12 protein-coding genes are annotated in these 16,358 nt (G+C 63.9%); 9 read left to right on the forward strand and 3 right to left on the reverse strand.

The window, feature by feature from the left end; translation table 11 throughout:
• Window positions 1-125 precede the first annotated feature (125 nt).
• Window positions 126-1,952 (reverse strand): adenylate/guanylate cyclase domain-containing protein, encoded by a 1,827-nt coding sequence (locus ACE3TY_RS20100; protein ID WP_374656347.1) that lies wholly within the window; start codon window positions 1,950-1,952, stop codon window positions 126-128.
• Between the two features lie 23 nt (window positions 1,953-1,975).
• Window positions 1,976-3,457 (reverse strand): M48 family metalloprotease, encoded by a 1,482-nt coding sequence (locus ACE3TY_RS20105; RefSeq protein WP_374656349.1) that lies wholly within the window; start codon window positions 3,455-3,457, stop codon window positions 1,976-1,978.
• A gap of 239 nt (window positions 3,458-3,696) precedes the next feature.
• Here ACE3TY_RS20105 and pip point away from each other — a divergent pair, with 239 nt between their 5' ends.
• The 3 genes from pip to ACE3TY_RS20120 all read left to right on the forward strand — a co-directional run bounded on the left by pip (window position 3,697) and on the right by ACE3TY_RS20120 (window position 9,299).
• Complete coding sequence (gene pip / locus ACE3TY_RS20110; RefSeq protein WP_374656351.1) at window positions 3,697-4,647, forward strand: prolyl aminopeptidase; 951 nt, start codon at window positions 3,697-3,699, stop codon at window positions 4,645-4,647.
• A gap of 325 nt (window positions 4,648-4,972) precedes the next feature.
• Window positions 4,973-7,681: a glycosyltransferase family 2 protein gene (locus ACE3TY_RS20115; protein ID WP_374656353.1), complete on the forward strand. Its 2,709-nt coding sequence runs from the start codon at window positions 4,973-4,975 to the stop codon at window positions 7,679-7,681.
• Between the two features lie 10 nt (window positions 7,682-7,691).
• Window positions 7,692-9,299, forward strand: coding sequence for a hypothetical protein (locus tag ACE3TY_RS20120; RefSeq protein WP_374656355.1), 1,608 nt, complete (start codon window positions 7,692-7,694; stop codon window positions 9,297-9,299).
• Here ACE3TY_RS20120 and ACE3TY_RS20125 read toward each other — a convergent pair.
• Window positions 9,277-9,672, reverse strand: a complete 396-nt coding sequence (locus ACE3TY_RS20125) for a hypothetical protein (RefSeq protein WP_374656357.1) — start codon at window positions 9,670-9,672, stop codon at window positions 9,277-9,279. The genes ACE3TY_RS20120 and ACE3TY_RS20125 overlap by 23 nt on opposite strands.
• A gap of 230 nt (window positions 9,673-9,902) precedes the next feature.
• Between ACE3TY_RS20125 and ACE3TY_RS20130 the strand changes: the two genes are divergently transcribed.
• The 6 genes from ACE3TY_RS20130 (at window position 9,903) to ACE3TY_RS20155 (ending at window position 16,348) form a co-directional block, all read left to right on the forward strand.
• Complete coding sequence (locus ACE3TY_RS20130) at window positions 9,903-10,793, forward strand: MurR/RpiR family transcriptional regulator (RefSeq protein ID WP_374656359.1); 891 nt, start codon at window positions 9,903-9,905, stop codon at window positions 10,791-10,793.
• Between the two features lie 51 nt (window positions 10,794-10,844).
• Complete coding sequence (locus ACE3TY_RS20135; RefSeq protein WP_374656361.1) at window positions 10,845-12,440, forward strand: ABC transporter substrate-binding protein; 1,596 nt, start codon at window positions 10,845-10,847, stop codon at window positions 12,438-12,440.
• A 150-nt stretch (window positions 12,441-12,590) separates the two neighbouring features.
• Window positions 12,591-13,535, forward strand: coding sequence for an ABC transporter permease (locus ACE3TY_RS20140; protein WP_374656363.1), 945 nt, complete (start codon window positions 12,591-12,593; stop codon window positions 13,533-13,535).
• The gene (locus ACE3TY_RS20145) at window positions 13,532-14,419 is read left to right on the forward strand and encodes an ABC transporter permease (protein ID WP_374656365.1); all 888 of its coding nucleotides are present in this window, start codon (window positions 13,532-13,534) and stop codon (window positions 14,417-14,419) included. The genes ACE3TY_RS20140 and ACE3TY_RS20145 overlap by 4 nt, the downstream gene beginning before the upstream one ends.
• Window positions 14,420-14,423: 4 nt before the next feature.
• Window positions 14,424-15,383 (forward strand): ABC transporter ATP-binding protein, encoded by a 960-nt coding sequence (locus ACE3TY_RS20150; protein ID WP_374656367.1) that lies wholly within the window; start codon window positions 14,424-14,426, stop codon window positions 15,381-15,383.
• Complete coding sequence (locus ACE3TY_RS20155) at window positions 15,380-16,348, forward strand: ABC transporter ATP-binding protein (protein WP_374656369.1); 969 nt, start codon at window positions 15,380-15,382, stop codon at window positions 16,346-16,348. The genes ACE3TY_RS20150 and ACE3TY_RS20155 overlap by 4 nt, the downstream gene beginning before the upstream one ends.
• The last annotated feature ends 10 nt before the right edge of the window (window positions 16,349-16,358 follow it).

Raw genomic sequence — 16,358 nt, forward strand, 5'->3', positions numbered from 1 at the left:
TCGCCGACTCCAAACTTGTCATGGCCCGCGTCGGCGGGGCCCCGGGGATCCAGTGGTGCGGCTGATGGACTGGATGCCCGGATCAAGCCCGGGCATGACGAACTTGGGTACATGCGATAGCCCTGCTACTCCACCCGGTAGATCTCCGTCGCCGTGTTGCGGCCGGGCAATATTTCGGCGCCAAGCGGCGTCAGCGCGATATCGGGCGGCAGCAATCTGGCCGCATCGGCGCTGATGCTGACGATGGCCGAGCGCGTGCCGTCATCGACCTGCTTGCCGAACTGTTCCAGGCGCTGGGCGATGTTCACCGTGTCGCCCACCAGCGTGTAATTGATGCGGCCGGGTGCCCCGATATTGCCGGCGATGGCGCGGCCGCTATGGATGCCGATGCGGATACGCACGGGCGCAAGCCCCTTGCGCCCGCGCCGCGCATTGTCGGCGGACAGGCGTGCGTTGATGCGTTGCGCTGCGTGGACGGCGCGCAGCGTATGATCTTCCTGCGCTTCCGGCGCCCCCCAGAAAGCCATGATGGAATCGCCGATATATTTGTCGATGCTGCCGCCTTCGGCGACGATATGGCTGCCCAGCAGGGAGAAGTGCCGGTTGAGGAAGGCGGCGAGGCGCCGCGGACTGAGGCGCTGGGCGATGCCGGAAAAGCCGATGATATCGGTAAAAAGCACCGTCACCTCGACCTCGCGCGAGGCAAGGATCTCGCTGCTGCTGGGGCGCATCAGATGCGGCACCAGCGAGCCCGGCACATAGGTCGAGAACCAGCCCAGGCCAGCACGCATGCTGTTATAGGCGCGGTTGGCGATGTCGATTTCCGTGAAGCGGCTGCGCGCCAGTTCCGGTGCACCGCCGAAATCGAGTGCCGCCAGGTGGCGGGTCGCATCGGCCAGTTCGCGCATCGGCTGGCCGATGCGGCGCCCCAGGAAAAGCGCCAGGGCGACCGCGATGAGAATGACGATGCCGGCGCCGTAGAGCGTCTGCCACAGCGCTTCGAACACGTTCTCGACGACCGTCGATTGCAGATAGACGCCGACGGTGAGCGGGCGCTTCAGCAGCGCCGGTATATCCTTAAAGATGATGAGATAGGATGCATCGCCGACCGTCACATTTTCCTGCTCGCGGAAAGGCGTCGTGTGCGACCCCGGCGGCAGCACCTCATAGGATTTTGTCCTGTCGAACTGCGCGAGGACCGGGTCGTTGATCTCGTCGAAGCGCGGCAAGGGCCGGTCGTAGTCGAGATGGAAATCGCCGCTGAACAGATTGCGGTGCGAGAAGACGACATCCTTTTCGCCCAGGACGAAGGGGGTGGTGAAAGGCCCTGCCCGGTCCTTGAGATGCTGCGAGATTTCCGGCAGCGAGACGACCGCCGCGAAAACGCCGAGCGGCTCGCCGCGCCGGTGCACCGGAGCCAGGGTCGACATGACCGGCTTCTCAATCTCGGGCAGGTAGATCGGGATATCCCAGATCGGTTCATCCGCCTCCATGCCAACCCGGTAGGCGCGGCGGAAGCCGGCATCGCGCGTCCCGTCCGCCACCTTGGTGACGTAGAGCTTGCCGTTGAGCTGGCGCGAGGCGACCACCACGCTGAGATCGGTGCGGATGAAACTGACCGCGGTGAGCTGCGGCGAGGCGGCGAGAGAGCCCATCAGCAGGTCGGAAAGACGCGCATCGTCATCGGGGGTCACCTTGGCGCTGGCGAGATAGCCGGAAAGAAACCGCACCTGCTCCAGCGCCGGGTCGAGCTCATTCTTCAGCGCCTGTTCCAGCGTCGTAATCTCGCGGTCGGCGATCGTGTTGAGCAGATTGTAGGTGTTTTCATAGGCGATGGCATTGATGACCAGCGCCACGACCGCGATCGCGATCGCGGCCAAGCCGCCAAAGGTCGCGGCCAGCACCAGCCAGATCGAAAAACGCCAGGTCGTTGAATCGGAAGAGCGCGCCATGGCGCGGGGTCTCTATCGGGCCATCAATAGCTCACGATCTTCACCAATTGGCCCGCCTGCAGCGGCTGGCCCTGATCGAGGCGATTGAGGATCTTGAACCAGTCCACCTTGGCTTCCGGCACCGCCATGCGGGCGGCCAGACTGTCGATGGTATCGCCGGCTTTGACCTCGACCACCCGGATGCGCATCGGCTTGTAGCCGGTAGCCTCGTTGGTGGCGAGCTGCCGGAAGGAATTCGCCGCGGCGCCGAAGACCGAATCCATGCTCTGGAAACCGTTCGTGGACGCCATGAACAGGAAGCGGTAGACGCGGTTGTCCGGAAAGCGCACGGCGACGAGGCGGAACATCGCCGGCTGGTTGTTGACCGATCCTTGCGCGATGCCGGTCGCCCCTTCCATGCCGTTGATGTCGATGCGCTGCACATCCGTGACCTTGGCCTTCGGGTTCCATTGGCTCTGCACATAGGCCGCCAGGTCGCCTACATTCTTCGGTCCCATGTCGAAGATCATCGCGGCGTTCTTGCCCTGGCCCACCACCTGGCTCGGCTGGTTCTGCAGCTTGAAGCCCGGGGGCGCCGTGAAGGTGAAGCGTAGGCCCGGATGGATGAATTCGCGCCCCTTGACCACGCCGTCATTGGGATCTTCGCCCCACAGGATGCCGTCGATCTTGGTGAGGAATTCATTGCGCGCCAGCATGGCGCCGGGGGTCGCGGGGCCAGCCGCATTGATCGCCTGCTGCACGCGATCGGCGGTCCTGGGGTGGCTCTGCTTCATGCTGTAGGCATCGGCTGCGGCTTCATTGCCAGCAAGCCGCGCCTGAAGATGCGTGTCGGCGTTGAGGGCCGACAGAAAACTCGCCATCGCCTGCGGATCGTAGGTGGCGCGCTTCAGGTAGCGAACGCCCAGCGTGTCGGCCTCGAACTCCTGGTCCTGCGAATAGTGACCGAGATAGGTCTGGGCGCCCTCGGTCGCCAATTGTCCGCCAAGCTGCCCGCCCTGTTCGCCCCCCAGGATGCTGCCCAGGAGCACGCCGGCGAGCACGCCAAGCTGCGCCTTCTGCTGCTGGCCCATCCGTTCGGCGGTGTGGCGCGCGGTCACATGGCCTACTTCATGGCCGAGCACGCCCGCCACCTCCGCCTCGTTGACCGCGAGACCCAGCAGGCCGCGCGTGATGTAGATATAGCCGCCGGGCAGCGCGAAGGCGTTGATGTCGGCGGTATTGAGGACGGTGAAGGTGTATTTCACGTCCTGGCGTTCCGACGTCGCCGCCACGAACTGGCCGACACTGTCGATATAGGTGTTGAGCGCCGGCTTTTCGCTGTAGGCGCCGCCGAATTCCGCGAGGATCTTCGGATGTTCCTCGGCGCCGATCTTGTTTTCCTGCGCTTCCGAGATAGGGGTCGAGAAGGTGCGGCCCGTGGCGGGACTCGTCGCCTGCATGCAGCCCGAAACCAGCAGCGATGCGCCGGCGAGGAGAAGAAATGCGAGGGAATGTTTGAAACGCATGTGGCGGCTCCGAGCGCGAATCTGTGACGTCGCCGGATATTAGCGCGGCGGCCGGGCCGGAATGCCATAATTTTCCGCCCGCCCGCCGCAGCCGCAACGTCACGAAGGCGCGATCGGTTCCGGCACGACGCTATCCCGCCCCCGCCGGGCAGGGGAGCGTGGCGCTCTTTTTACGCCATGCTATAAGGGCTGCCGATCTTATCGCGCCTCCCTCATGGCACCCCAAGGATTTCCGCCGCATGGCTCAGAAAGACCTCTATCCCGACATCGCTCCTTTTCGCACCGGCGAACTGGCGCTGGATGAGCTCCATACGATGTATTTCGAGGAAAGCGGCAACCCGAAGGGCGTCCCCGTCGTGTTCCTGCATGGGGGTCCCGGCGCCGGTGCCAATGCCAGCCACCGGCGCTTTTTCGACCCCAAACATTACCGCATTGTCATCTTCGACCAGCGCGGCAGCGGCCGCTCGAAGCCCCTGGGCGAGATCCGGGACAACACCACGCCGCTCCTCATCGAGGATATGGAGCGGCTGCGCCGGCACCTGGAGATCGATTCCTGGTTCGTTTTCGGCGGTTCCTGGGGTTCGACCCTGGCCCTCGCTTATGCCGAATTCCATCCCGACCGGGTCCGGGGGCTGGCTTTGCGCGGCATTTTCCTGTGCCGTAAGTCGGAAATCGACTGGTTCCTCTACGGCCTCAAGGAGTTGGCGCCGGAGGCCTGGCGCGCCTTTTCCGGCTATATCCCGGAATCCGAGCGCCATGACCTTCTCGGCGCCTATATGAAGCGGCTGATGAACACCGATCCCAAGGCGCATATGCCGGCGGCCAGGGCCTGGAGCATTTACGAGGGCAGCTGCTCCACCCTGTTGCCAAGCCCGGAAACGATCCAGGCCTTTTCCGGCGACACGCTGGCCTTGGGGCTGGCCCGGATGGAAGCCCATTATTTTACCAACAGCATCTTCCTGCCGGAGAATTTCCTGCTCGAGAATGTCGGCCGTATCCGCAAGATTCCGGCCTTCATCGTGCAGGGGCGCTACGATCTGGTCTGCCCGATCCGCTCGGCCGACGATCTCGCGCGCGCCTGGCCGGAAGCGCGCTACCAGATCATCCCCGATGCCGGCCATTCCGCCATGGAACCCGGCACCCGCGCCGCCCTGGTCCAGGGCATGGAAAGGTTCAAGGAACTGGGCTGAGCCGAAGCGCGCCCTTCCCCGCCCACTTTCAGGGCGGGGTCGACGGCGGCGGAACCAACCGGCGGCGGGCGTGGTTAATATGCGTTGGCGGCCTCACCAACCCCCGTCACAGCGATCACGCGATGTTGTTACTGCTGCGGCGGGGCTGCCTCTTGCCAAAGCTGCGGAAAATGGTGATTTTGCGTTGCGATAGCCGTGCGGATCGGGATGGTGCCAGGATTTGCGCGGCGCGGTTTTAAACTAGTCATTCCTTGGTCGGGGCCGATGGCGCGGGACAGGCGCATGATTTGCCTGCGACCGGTTGGCAATCGGGTTCGGGATAGACATGCGTTTCAGTAACTGGCTCATCGGCCTTGCTCTGGCGGCCATGGTCGCGGCCGCCTGGTTCGTCCTCAATCCGACGATCGACGCCGATCCATTCCAGGGCGATCTCAGGGGCGTGTCCTATGCCGCCTGGCGGCAGGATCCGACCTCGCTCGCGAAGCGCGAACCGACCATCGAGGAAATCCGCGAGGACCTGCAATTGGTGGCGGGTCTTACGCGCTCGGTCCGCACTTACGAAGCGACCGGCGTCGCCCAGCGCATCCCGGCCATCGCCGCCGAAATGGGCCTCAACGTCACCGCCGGTGCCTGGATCGATGTCGACAAGAAGATCAATGAAGAGGAAATCGCCAATATCGTGGCGATCGCCCATGACGTGGGCTCGGTCAATCAGCTGATTGTCGGCAACGAGTATCTCCATCGCAACCGCGACAAGGAGGCGGAAGCGAAGGCGGAACTGGTCGGCTATCTGCGCCGCGTCAAGGCGGCCAGCGACCTGCCCGTCTCGACCGCCGAGCCCTTCGACATCTGGCTGGAAAATCCCGACCTGGTGGCCGAGGTCGATTTCATTGCCGTCCATATCCTGCCCTTCTGGAACGGCATCAATATCGATCAGGCACTGAAATGGACGCTCGACCGCTATTACGCGGTCCAGAAGAAATATCCCGACAAGCGCATCCTCATCGCCGAAGTCGGCTGGCCCAGCGAAGGCCTCACCCGCTCGACCCTGCCCGAGGAAGGCCCGGAATATCAGGACAAGGGCGGGGCCGTCGCCTCGCCGGTCAATCAGGGCCTGTTCCTGCGGCGCTTCCTGGTCGAGGCGAAAAAGGCCGATATCGACTACAACGTCATCGAAGCCTTCGACCAGCCGTGGAAGATCGCGGTCGAAGGCGGTGTCGGCGCCTATTGGGGCCTGTGGAATGCCGACCGGCAGCCCAAGCCAGCCCTTCAAGGCAATCTCATCAACTTCGCCGACTGGCCGGCCTTCGCCATCGCCTCGATCGTCATCGGCCTGCCCTTCGTCTTGTTCCTGATGCGCACCGAGCTTGGCATGAAGCGGCGCGGCCGCTTCTTCGTCGCCATGCTGGGTTATGGCGGCGTCATCACCGCCGTGCTCATCTATGCGCAATACAGCCAACTCTACCTGACGATGTATGACGTCCTCGCCATGGTGGCGGTGGCGCCGGCGGTCTTGCTGCTGCTCACCATCTTCCTCATCGAGGGGCTGGAGATGGCTGTCAATCTGTGGCTGGGGCAGTCGAAGCGCAGCCTCGTGCCGCCGCCCATCCACAGCTCGTGGAAGCTGCCCAAGGTGTCGGTGCACGTCCCCTGCTATAACGAACCGCCCGACATGATGATCGAGACCATCCAGGCGCTGGAGCGGCTCGACTATCCCAATTTCGAAGTCCTCATCATCGACAACAACACCAAGGACGATGCCGTCTGGCAGCCGGTCGAGGCTTACATCAAATCCCTCAACAGGCCGAATTTCCGCTTCTTCCATCTGCCCAAATGGCCGGGCTTCAAGGCGGGCGCCTTGAACTATGCACTGACCGAGACGCATCCCGAGGCCGAGATCATCGCCACCATCGACAGCGATTACATCGTGCGCGCGAGCTGGCTTTCCGATCTGGTGCCGCATTTTTCGAGCCCGCAGGTGGCGCTGGTGCAGGCGCCGCAGGATTACCGCGACGGGCATGAAGACCTCTTCAAGCGCATGTGCTTCTGGGAATATGCCGGCTTCTTCTATCTGGGCATGAAGAGCCGCGACGAGAAGAATGCCATCATCCAGCACGGCACCATGGCCCTCATCCGCCGCTCGGCGCTGACGCAGGCCGGCGGCTGGGCGGAATGGTGCATCACCGAGGATGCCGAACTGGGCCTCCGCCTCTTCGAGGCCGGGCACAAGGCGGTCTATACCGAGAAGAGCTATGGCCGCGGCCTGATGCCCGACAGTTTCGATGCGTTCAGGAAGCAGCGCTATCGCTGGGCCTACGGCGCCATGCAGATCCTGAAAAGCCATTGGCGCGATCTGCTGCCCTTCATGGGCAAGCGCCTGGAGCCGGCGCAGCGCTACCAGTTCCTGGCGGGCTGGCTGCCCTGGATCGCCGACGGCCTGCAGATATCCTTCATAGCGCTCGCCATCGCCTGGACGGTGGGCATGATCCTGTGGCCGCAATACATCGCCCCGCCGCTCACGGTCTATCTCTTCGTCACCATCGGCATGTTCGCCTTCAAGGTGGGCAAGTCCTTCTGGCTTTATGCGCAGAAGGTGCCGTGCAGCATCTGGGACAATATCGGCGCCAGCCTTGCCGGCCTTGCCTTGTCCTATTCCGTTGGCAAGGCGGTGTGGCGCGGTATCTTCACCTCGAACCTGCCCTTCCACCGCACGCCGAAGATGGAGAATGCCCCGGCGGCGCTCCGCGGGCTGGTTTCGGCGCGCGAGGAGACCGCGATCTTCCTCATCCTGGTCGGTTGCGGCATCTGGACGATCGAGGAACGCAGCCTGGAACCCGCCGCCTTCCTATGGGCCATCCTGCTCTTCGTGCAATCGCTGCCCTTCTTCTCGGCCCTGCTCCTTTCCATGATCAATGCATTGCGCCTGGGCCAGCGGCGCGGCGGTGCCGAACCCTCGCTCACCGCGGCGCTGGCCGTGGCAAGCGGCGAGGATTTGAGCCTCGATGTGACGCCCGAGACCAAGAAAGCCGCCTGAAGGGGACGTGATGGCAAGGCTGTGGGGATTGCCGCTGCTGCTGGCGGCCTTGGCCGCGATCGGCTTCTGGGCATATCTTGGCCGGCCGGTCGATCTGCCGCCGGCGCCAGAACCGAAACTGCATTGCGTCAGCTACACGCCCTTCCGCGGCGACCAGACGCCCTATGACCGCAGCCTCGTCATCCCCCCGGCGCAGATCGCCGAGGATCTCGACCAGTTGCAGCCGATCACCGATTGCGTGCGCATTTATGCGACCGACCAGGGGCTCGACCAGGTGGTGCCCCTGGCCGAGGCGCGTGGCATGCAGGTGCTGCTCGGCATCTGGATCAGTGCCGAACCGGCCATTTTCGAACTGCAGATTGAAAAGGCGATCGAGCTGGCCAGGGCGCACCGACAAGCGATCAAGGCGATCATCGTCGGCAACGAGGTGCTGCTGCGCGGTGAGCAGAGCGGCGAGACGCTGGCGGGCTTGGTGACACGGGTGAAGCAGGCCACTGGCCTGCCGACAACCTACGCCGATGTCTGGGGTTTCTGGCAGAAGGCGCCAAAGGCGCTGGTCGATGCGGTCGACTATATGACCATCCACATCCTTCCTTATTGGGAGGATGATCCGGCGCCCTCGACCATGGCCATTCCGCATCTCGAATATGTGCTCTCCGAAATGCAGCGCCAGTTCCCGGGCAAGCGCTTGATGATCGGCGAAACCGGCTGGCCGTCCGCCGGCCGCGCCCGCGAAGACGCCATCCCCAGCATCGTCGACCAGGCGCGGTATTTGCGCGATTTCCTGGTCTACGCCAAGGCGCATGAGCTCGATTACAATTTCATCGAAGCCTTCGACCAGCCCTGGAAACGGCAGCAGGAAGGTGCCGTCGGCGGCTATTGGGGCCTGTTCGACACAGCGCGCCATGCCAAGTTCGACTGGTTCGGGCCGGTCAGCAACCACCCGAACTGGCCCTGGCTCGCCACGATCAGCATCCTCGTGGGGCTTGGCGCCCTGGCGCTGGCGCGGCCCGGCACCGCCGGCTGGCGCGGCACGGCGGCACGTTCCTTCGCGGCGATGGCCGGGGCTGCGCTCATCACGCTACAGGCGGAACGCGCCCATCTCATCTACGTCACCCATGCCGATCTCGCGGTCGAAATCGGCCTGCTGCTGCAATCCCTGGCGGTCCTCGCCGCAGCCTTGCGCGGCAATGCGGAGATCGCCACGGCGCCGCTCGGCACCGCCACGCGCTGGCTGCTGGCACTCGACACGCGTCCGGTCCCGGTTGCCGCCCTCTTGCGCCTGATCGTGCTGCTGGGTGCCGCCACGATCGCCTTGGCCCTGGCCTTCGACAGCCGCTATCGCGGCTTTCCGCTGGCGACCTATGCCGTGCCGGCTTTTGCCTTCCTGGCGCTGCAATGGAGAAGCGGCAAGCTGCTGGCTCCCATCGTCGACGGGCGCGAGGAACGCATCCTGTCGGCGATCTTCGTCGCCTGCACCGCCTTCATCGCCTGGTTCGAAGGCCCGCTCAACTGGCAGGCCCTGAGCTTCTGCGGCCTGCTCCTGCTCTTTACGCTCAACATCGCCGGCGCGTGGCGCGGGCCGCTGCGCCGCCTCAGCGCCGTACCAGCCGCATAAGGGCCAGCAGCAAACCGAAGGCGGCCGGGCCCGCATTGTAGAGGGCAAGGCCGGCGCCGCCGGCGACGATGGCCAGCACGATGGCGGCACGCCAGCCGAACAGAATGGCGAGCATACCCCCGATCATCGCCCCCCAGCCCCAGCCGTTCATATTCCCGATCTGCCACAGCAGATGGCGGGGCCCGCAGAACCAGGCCGGCTCCGACGCCTGGCACATCAGGCCGATCGGCGTCGATTGGATGAGCCCATAGCGCACGTAAACGCCAAAGCCCAGCGAGAGCAGCAACAGCAGCAGCCACGGCCAGGCCTGCTTGGCCCAGATCGTCACCGTGGCACCGCTCTTCGTGGCCTGTCCGGGGTTTACCGCCCGCATCGCCAGATCCTTATCCCTCATGTCCAGGCGTTCTTGTAGCGGGCATCGAAGCGGCCGGGCAAGCGCGGGTGGTCCGTCTCCGTCATCCGCCACAAAATGATAGAAAACAAACTCTATTGACAGTTTGTTAGAAAACTAGCGAAATGACGATGAAGGTTCGCCGCCGGCCTCTTAACCCCGACCAGGGCAGGGGCCGCGACAAGGCGTACCGCCAGGAACGGGGTCGGCACATGCGTGAAACGAACCGCCAATCGGTGCGAGAGCGCCTCAGCGCGTGCCTCGAACGCGCCACCAGGACCGAAAAGGCCATCGCCAGCTTCATGCTGGCCAATCTCAACGGCCTGCCGTTCGAGAACGCGGCGACGCTTGCAGAAAAAGTGGGCGTCTCGGAGCCGTCGGTCGGGCGTTTCTGCCGCGCCATCGGCTACCAGCATTTCAAGGATCTCAAGGCCGACCTCAAGGCAGATATCGGCGAGCGTCCCTGGCTGATCGGCGACCGGCTGAAGGATTATCGCGAGCGGAGCCGCAAGGGCGACGACGAACTGGCGCGCGGGCTGGAGATGGAAATCGCGGCCCTGGTCAGCAATTACGAACTGGCCCACACCAAGGAATGGAAGCGCGCGGTCAAGCGCCTCGCCCGCCTGCCGGACATCCATGTGGCGGGCTTCCAGACCGAGCGGGGCCTCGCGCAATATCTGGTCAACCAGCTGCAATATGTGCGCCCCGGCGTGCATCTTCTCGATCTCGCCGGCGGCAATTTCTCCGAAATCCTGCTCGCCGACCCGAAGAAGGTCGGGCTGGTCCTGATCGAAGGCCGCCGCTATTCGCGCCTCGCCAAATTACTGGCGACCGAGGCCAAACGCGCCGGCATTTCCACCACCCTCATCACCGATGCCTATTGCGACTGGGGCCGCGACCTGGTCGATGAGATGTTCGTGGTGCCGACCGACATCAACCAGTTCTGGGATTCGACGGCACCGGTCGCCAGCCTCATCGCCCTTCTCATCAACAGCATCTTCAACGAGCTTGGCCCCTCGGTCGAGGCGCGCATGAACCAGGTTTCGGCGCTCTACAGCCGCTTCACAGGCTATGTTGGCGAACCTTCCGGTCCTCTTTCCTGAAAGAAGATTACTCACCAGCAACGATCAACAAACTGAAAAATGGAGGCTTTCTTGAAATATCAATTGCGCAAAGCATTCCTCGTCAGCGGCACGGCGCTGATGACCCTGGCCGGCGCCGCCTTCGGTGCCTCGGGCCTCGCCTGGTCGCAGGAAGCGACCTTCGTCATGGGCACCAACGAAGTGGGCGCCCCCACCTACAACCCGGTCAAGGCGACCATGCTGAATGCCGCCACCTCGCTCATTTTCGACCGGCTGGTTGTGCAGGATGCCGATCAGAGCTTCCACCCGCATCTGGCGGAATCCTGGGAAGAAGCGCCGGACGGCATGCAGTGGATCTTCCATCTGAGACATGGCGTCACCTTCCATGACGGCGAGCCGTTCAACGCCGCCGCCATCGCCGCCTGGATCCCGAGCTTCACCGGCACCGACAACGAATACATGGTGGGCGCCATCGACAAGGTCGAGATAGTCGACGATTACACCGTGAAGTTCGTCATGAAGCATCCGGAACCCAATCTGCTGTTCAACTTCTCCAGCAGCTTCATGGGCATCCCGGCACCCCAGGCCTATAAGGATCTCGGCGACAATTTCGGCGTCACGCAAGCCATCGGCACCGGCCCATACAAACTGGAAAGCTTCGCCGTCGGCCAGGAAACCGTGCTGGTCCGCAACGAGGATTATAAATGGGGTTCGGAACTTTCCGACAATAAGGGCCCGGCCAAGATCGAGAAGCTGACCTTCCGCGAAATTCCGGAAGAATCGACCGCGTTCCTGGAACTGAAGACCGGCGGCGTCGACCTGCTGCTGGGTGTCCCCACCGATTTCCTGGGCGAACTCAAGAAGGAAGCCAACGTCCAGGTCCTCACCATGCCGGGCCTCGACGTGGCCTACATGCCGATCAACGTGACCAGCGCGCCCTTCGACGACATCAAGGTGCGCGAAGCGACCGCCTTCGCCATCAACCAGAAGGAAATCCTGGCCAGCATCTATGGCGGCGTGGGGTCGGAAGCGCATAACTTCCTCATCAGCGCGCTGCCGGAATCCGAGATCGACCCGAAGTTCAACATCTCCTACGATCCGGAACGTTCGGCCAGAATGTTCGACGAAGCCGGCTGGAAGATGGGCGATGGCGGCATCCGCCAGAAGGACGGCAAGCCGTTGAAGGTGAAGCTGTGGACCCAGTCCGACACCGAATTCAAGCGTCTCACGGAAGCAGTGCAGGCGCAGTTGAAGGCTGTCGGCATGGATGCCGAGATCACGGTGTTCGATTCCAGCGCCATCAAGGATCAGTACAAGAAGAAGACCGAACATCAGCTGGCGGTGCGTTCCTACAATTGGAACAATGCCGACATCATCGACTGGTTCTTCAGCGGCGAGCGTCTGGGCTATCCCAACATCTCGATGTGGAACGACCCGAAGGGTCAGGAATTGAACTTGAAGGCCATGACGGAGTCGAAGACGCAAGGCGAGCGCATCGCCAACTTCAAGGCCTATCATGAATATGTCATGTCGCAGTTCGTCTTCGCACCGATCTACCAGCCGGTGCAGAATGTCGGCTACAACAAGGAACGCCTGAAGCTGCCCGAGAAGATCCGTGCCACCCAGATCGAATCGACCTCGGTACTCGACATGGAAGTGGTTGAGTAAAAGGCTGATGGTCTTGCCGTCTCTCACCGAAACACCGTCATGCCCGGGCTTGACCCGGGCATCCACTCTCTCAACCGCGACAGTGGATTGCCGGGTCAAGCCCGGCAATGACGGCTCTATTTGGGAGGGACGAGCAAGGTTCTGCAGTGAATGCGGGAGAAGACCGGGATGCTGAGCTACATCGTCCGGCGGCTGTTGCTGCTGATCCCGGTCTTCTTCACCGTTTCCATCATCATCTTCGGCATCATCCATCTGGTCCCGGGCGATCCCATCGACAATCTGGTGCGCATCGGGTCGAGCCCCGAGCAGAAAGCGGTCATCGCCGCACGCTACGGGCTCGACAGGCCGCTTTACGAACAATATCTGGTCTGGCTCGGCAACATGGCGCGGGGCGATCTCGGCGACGCCATCGTCATGCGCCGCCCGGTGGTCGATCTGCTTGCCCAGAATATTCCCTTCAGCCTGCGCCTTGGGGGTGCTGCCCTTCTCTTTTCGACCCTGCTCGGCATTGCCGCCGGCACGCTTGCCGCCATCCACAAGGACAGCCGGCTCGACCAGGGCGTCATGGCCGGCATCCTCTTGGGTTCCACCTTGCCCAGCTTCTGGCTGGGCCTGCTGCTCATTCTCCTTTTCTCCGTCCAGCTCGGCTGGCTGCCGGTCTCGGGGGCCCGCAGCTGGCAGGCGCTGATCCTGCCCGTGCTCACCATCGGGCTTGGCGGCACGGCTTTGGTGGCGCGCGTGACCCGTGTCGCCATGCTGGAAACGATGCAGAAGGATTTCGTGCTACTGCTCCACGCCAAGGGCCTGCCCGCGCGCCGCATACAGCTCAGGCATGTGCTGCGCCACGCCCTGATGCCAGTCGTCACGATCCTCGGCCTGCGCATCGGCTGGATCCTGGGTGGCGCCGTCACGGTCGAATTCGTCTTCGCCCGCCCCGGCCTCGGCACGCTCCTCATCAAGGCACTCAACCAGCATGATTATCCGGTCATGCAGGGCTGCCTGCTGATGCTGGCCATCGCCGTGATGCTGGGAACCCTCGTCGGCGATCTGGTGCAGGCGGCAATGGACCCCCGTGTCAGGCATGCAATGTCATGAGCACGATCCAGATGGCGGCCTCATCTCCGCGCTGGCATTCCTTTCGGCGCAGCACGGCGGGCAAGATCCTGCTGAGCGCCAAGGGCGGCATTGCCGGTGCCTATCTGCTGATCCTTGCCTTGGTGGCACTCACGGCCCCCTGGATCACGCCCTATCCTTACGACGTGCAGGAACTGACCATCGCCTCGCAGGCACCAGGTCTCGCGCACTGGCTGGGGACTGACGAGTTCGGCCGCGATGTTCTCTCGCGCATCATGTACGGCGCGCGCACCTCGCTCTCGGTCAGCATCACCTCGATCGGCGTCTCGGTCTTCATCGGCATGATGCTGGGGGCGGCGGCCGGCTATTTCGGCGGCCTTTTCGACCGCATGACGACGGCAGCGGTCGATCTCTCCTGGTCCTTCCCGGAAATCCTCATCGCCCTCATCCTGGTCGCCATCATCGGGCCGGGCCTCACCTCCACCATGCTGGCGATCGGCATCGCTTATCTCGCGCAGTTCACGCGCCTTACCCGCGCCCAGATCCTCGGCTTGAAGAACGAGACCTATATCGAGGCGACGCTCAATCTGGGCGCCGGCCATGGCCACATCATCTTCCGTCACCTGATGCCCAACGCGCTGGCACCGGTCATCGTCTGCGGCATGCTGGCCACCGGCGATGCCATCATCCTTGAGGCGACCTTGGGCTTCTTCGGCCTCGGCGCCCAGCCGCCGGTGCCCTCCTGGGGCGCCATGATGAGCAGCGGGTCGGCGCTGATCTTCAAGGCACCCTGGGTCATCATCTTTCCGGGCCTCGCCGTCGCCACCACCGTCATCATGATCAATCTCTTCGGCGACGCCCTTATCCGCGCGCTCGATATCCGCGCCAAGCTGCGGGAGGGTTGACGCCATGGCCCTTCTCCACGTGCGCAATCTTTCCATCGACATCCATGGCATCCGGCCGCTGGACGGCATTTCCTTCTCGCTCGACAAGGGCCAGATCCTCGGCATCGTCGGCGAATCCGGTTCGGGCAAGTCTCTGACCGCCCTTACAATCATGGGCCTGCTGCCGCTCATCGGCGGGCGGATCGAGCGCGGTTCGGTGCATTTCGACGGTGTCGATCTCACCAGGTTGCCGGAGCCCGACTTCCGCAAGCTGCGCGGCAAGCGCATCGCCTTCATCACGCAGAACCCGATGACCTCGCTCGACCCGGTGATGCGCGTCGGTGCCCAGATCGACCAGGTGGGAAGCCTGCATCTGGGCCTCGACGCCAAGGCGGCGCAGGCCCGCAGCATCGAGATCATGGAAAAGCTGCGCATCCCCGAGGCCGCCACCATCTATCATCATTATCCGCACCAGCTTTCGGGCGGCATGAAGCAGCGCATCGTCATCGCCATGGCGCTGGCGGCCGACCCCGACCTCATCATCGCCGACGAGCCGACCACGGCCTTGGACGTCACCATCCAGGCGCAGATCGTCGATCTGCTGGCCGAACTGGTGCGCGAACGCGGCGTCGCCCTCATCCTCATCACCCATGACATGGGCGTCGTGGCGCAGATCTGCGACCGGGTCGTGGTGCTCTATGCCGGGCGCATCGCCGAAAGCCATGGCGTGCAGGCGATCTTCGCCAACCCGCGCCATCCCTATACGCGTGCTCTCATCCGCTGCATCCCGCGCGAGGATACGCCGCCCGGCAGCCTGGTCGGCATTCCGGGCGCGGTGCCGAGTGTGGCGCATTATCCGCAGGGCTGCCGCTTTCATCCGCGCTGCGAACGGCGTGGCAGCCCTTGCGCCGCCACGGTGCCGGCGCTGCTCCGGTCCGATAGCGGTGGCGAGCTGGCCTGCCATTTCCCGGAAGACCAAGCATGACGAATGCACGGAACCTGGTCGAGCTGCGCCGGCTCGACAAGCGCTTCGAAAGCCGCAAGGGCCTCTTCGGCAAGGTGCGCGCCATGATGGCGGTGAGCGGTGTCGATCTCGACGTGCCGCGCGGGAAGGTGACCGGCGTCGTCGGCGAATCCGGTTGCGGGAAATCGACCCTGGCGCGGCTGGTGCTGCGCCTTCTGAGGCCCTCCGGCGGCGAAATCCGGTTCGACGGGACCGAGCTTGGCGGCCTCTCCGCCGGCGACCTCAGGCGCTTGCGCCGGCGCATGCAGATGGTCTTCCAGGACCCCTATTCCGCCATCGACCCCCGCTTCAGCATGGCCGATGCGCTGCTGGAACCGTTCACGATCCAGGGCATCCGCCTCAGCACCGCCGAGGCACGCGGCAAGGTCGAGGATCTGCTGGCCATGGTGGGTCTCGGCGCGCAGATGGCCGGTTCCTATCCGCACCAGCTTTCGGGCGGACAGCGCCAGCGCATCGGCATCGCGCGGGCGCTGGCGCTCAACCCCGATTTCCTGGTGCTGGACGAGCCCACGGCCTCCCTCGACGTCTCGATCCAGGCGCAGATCGTGGCCTTGCTTGAGAAGCTGCAGGCGGAGCTGGGCCTCACCTATCTTTTCATCAGCCACGATCTGGGGCTGGTGCGCTATTTCTGCGACCGCATCGTGGTGATGTATCTGGGGCGCATCGTCGAGATCCTGCCCGAGCCCAAGGCAAGCCCACGGCATCCTTACACGCGCACGCTTCTCGACAGCAATTTCGCCCCCGACCCCGCCCAAAGACGCCAGATCCGGCGCCTGACTGGCGAGATCGCCTCCGCTTTCGACCTGCCCCCGGGTTGCGCCTTTGCCGCGCGCTGCCCGCTGGCGGATGAAAAATGCCGCGCCGAGCGGCCCGAACTTGCCACCGATTCCGCGGGCCATGCCAGCGCCTGCCACCACCCGCTTTGATCCGGAGTAG

It is taken from the genome of Dongia sp., from assembly GCF_041918875.1.
Classification (GTDB): Bacteria; Pseudomonadota; Alphaproteobacteria; order Dongiales; family Dongiaceae; genus Dongia.

What these genes read in the sequence shown, in the direction of transcription:
- ACE3TY_RS20100 (WP_374656347.1), bottom strand. Translation starts at nt 1,952, where the DNA reads ATGGCGCGCTCTTCCGATTCAACGACCTGGCGTTTTTCGATCTGGCTG.
- ACE3TY_RS20105 (WP_374656349.1), bottom strand. Translation starts at nt 3,457, where the DNA reads ATGCGTTTCAAACATTCCCTCGCATTTCTTCTCCTCGCCGGCGCATCG.
- pip (WP_374656351.1), top strand. Translation starts at nt 3,697, where the DNA reads ATGGCTCAGAAAGACCTCTATCCCGACATCGCTCCTTTTCGCACCGGC.
- ACE3TY_RS20115 (WP_374656353.1), top strand. Translation starts at nt 4,973, where the DNA reads ATGCGTTTCAGTAACTGGCTCATCGGCCTTGCTCTGGCGGCCATGGTC.
- ACE3TY_RS20120 (WP_374656355.1), top strand. Translation starts at nt 7,692, where the DNA reads ATGGCAAGGCTGTGGGGATTGCCGCTGCTGCTGGCGGCCTTGGCCGCG.
- ACE3TY_RS20125 (WP_374656357.1), bottom strand. Translation starts at nt 9,672, where the DNA reads ATGCGGGCGGTAAACCCCGGACAGGCCACGAAGAGCGGTGCCACGGTG.
- ACE3TY_RS20130 (WP_374656359.1), top strand. Translation starts at nt 9,903, where the DNA reads ATGCGTGAAACGAACCGCCAATCGGTGCGAGAGCGCCTCAGCGCGTGC.
- ACE3TY_RS20140 (WP_374656363.1), top strand. Translation starts at nt 12,591, where the DNA reads ATGCGGGAGAAGACCGGGATGCTGAGCTACATCGTCCGGCGGCTGTTG.
- ACE3TY_RS20145 (WP_374656365.1), top strand. Translation starts at nt 13,532, where the DNA reads ATGAGCACGATCCAGATGGCGGCCTCATCTCCGCGCTGGCATTCCTTT.
- ACE3TY_RS20150 (WP_374656367.1), top strand. Translation starts at nt 14,424, where the DNA reads ATGGCCCTTCTCCACGTGCGCAATCTTTCCATCGACATCCATGGCATC.
- ACE3TY_RS20155 (WP_374656369.1), top strand. Translation starts at nt 15,380, where the DNA reads ATGACGAATGCACGGAACCTGGTCGAGCTGCGCCGGCTCGACAAGCGC.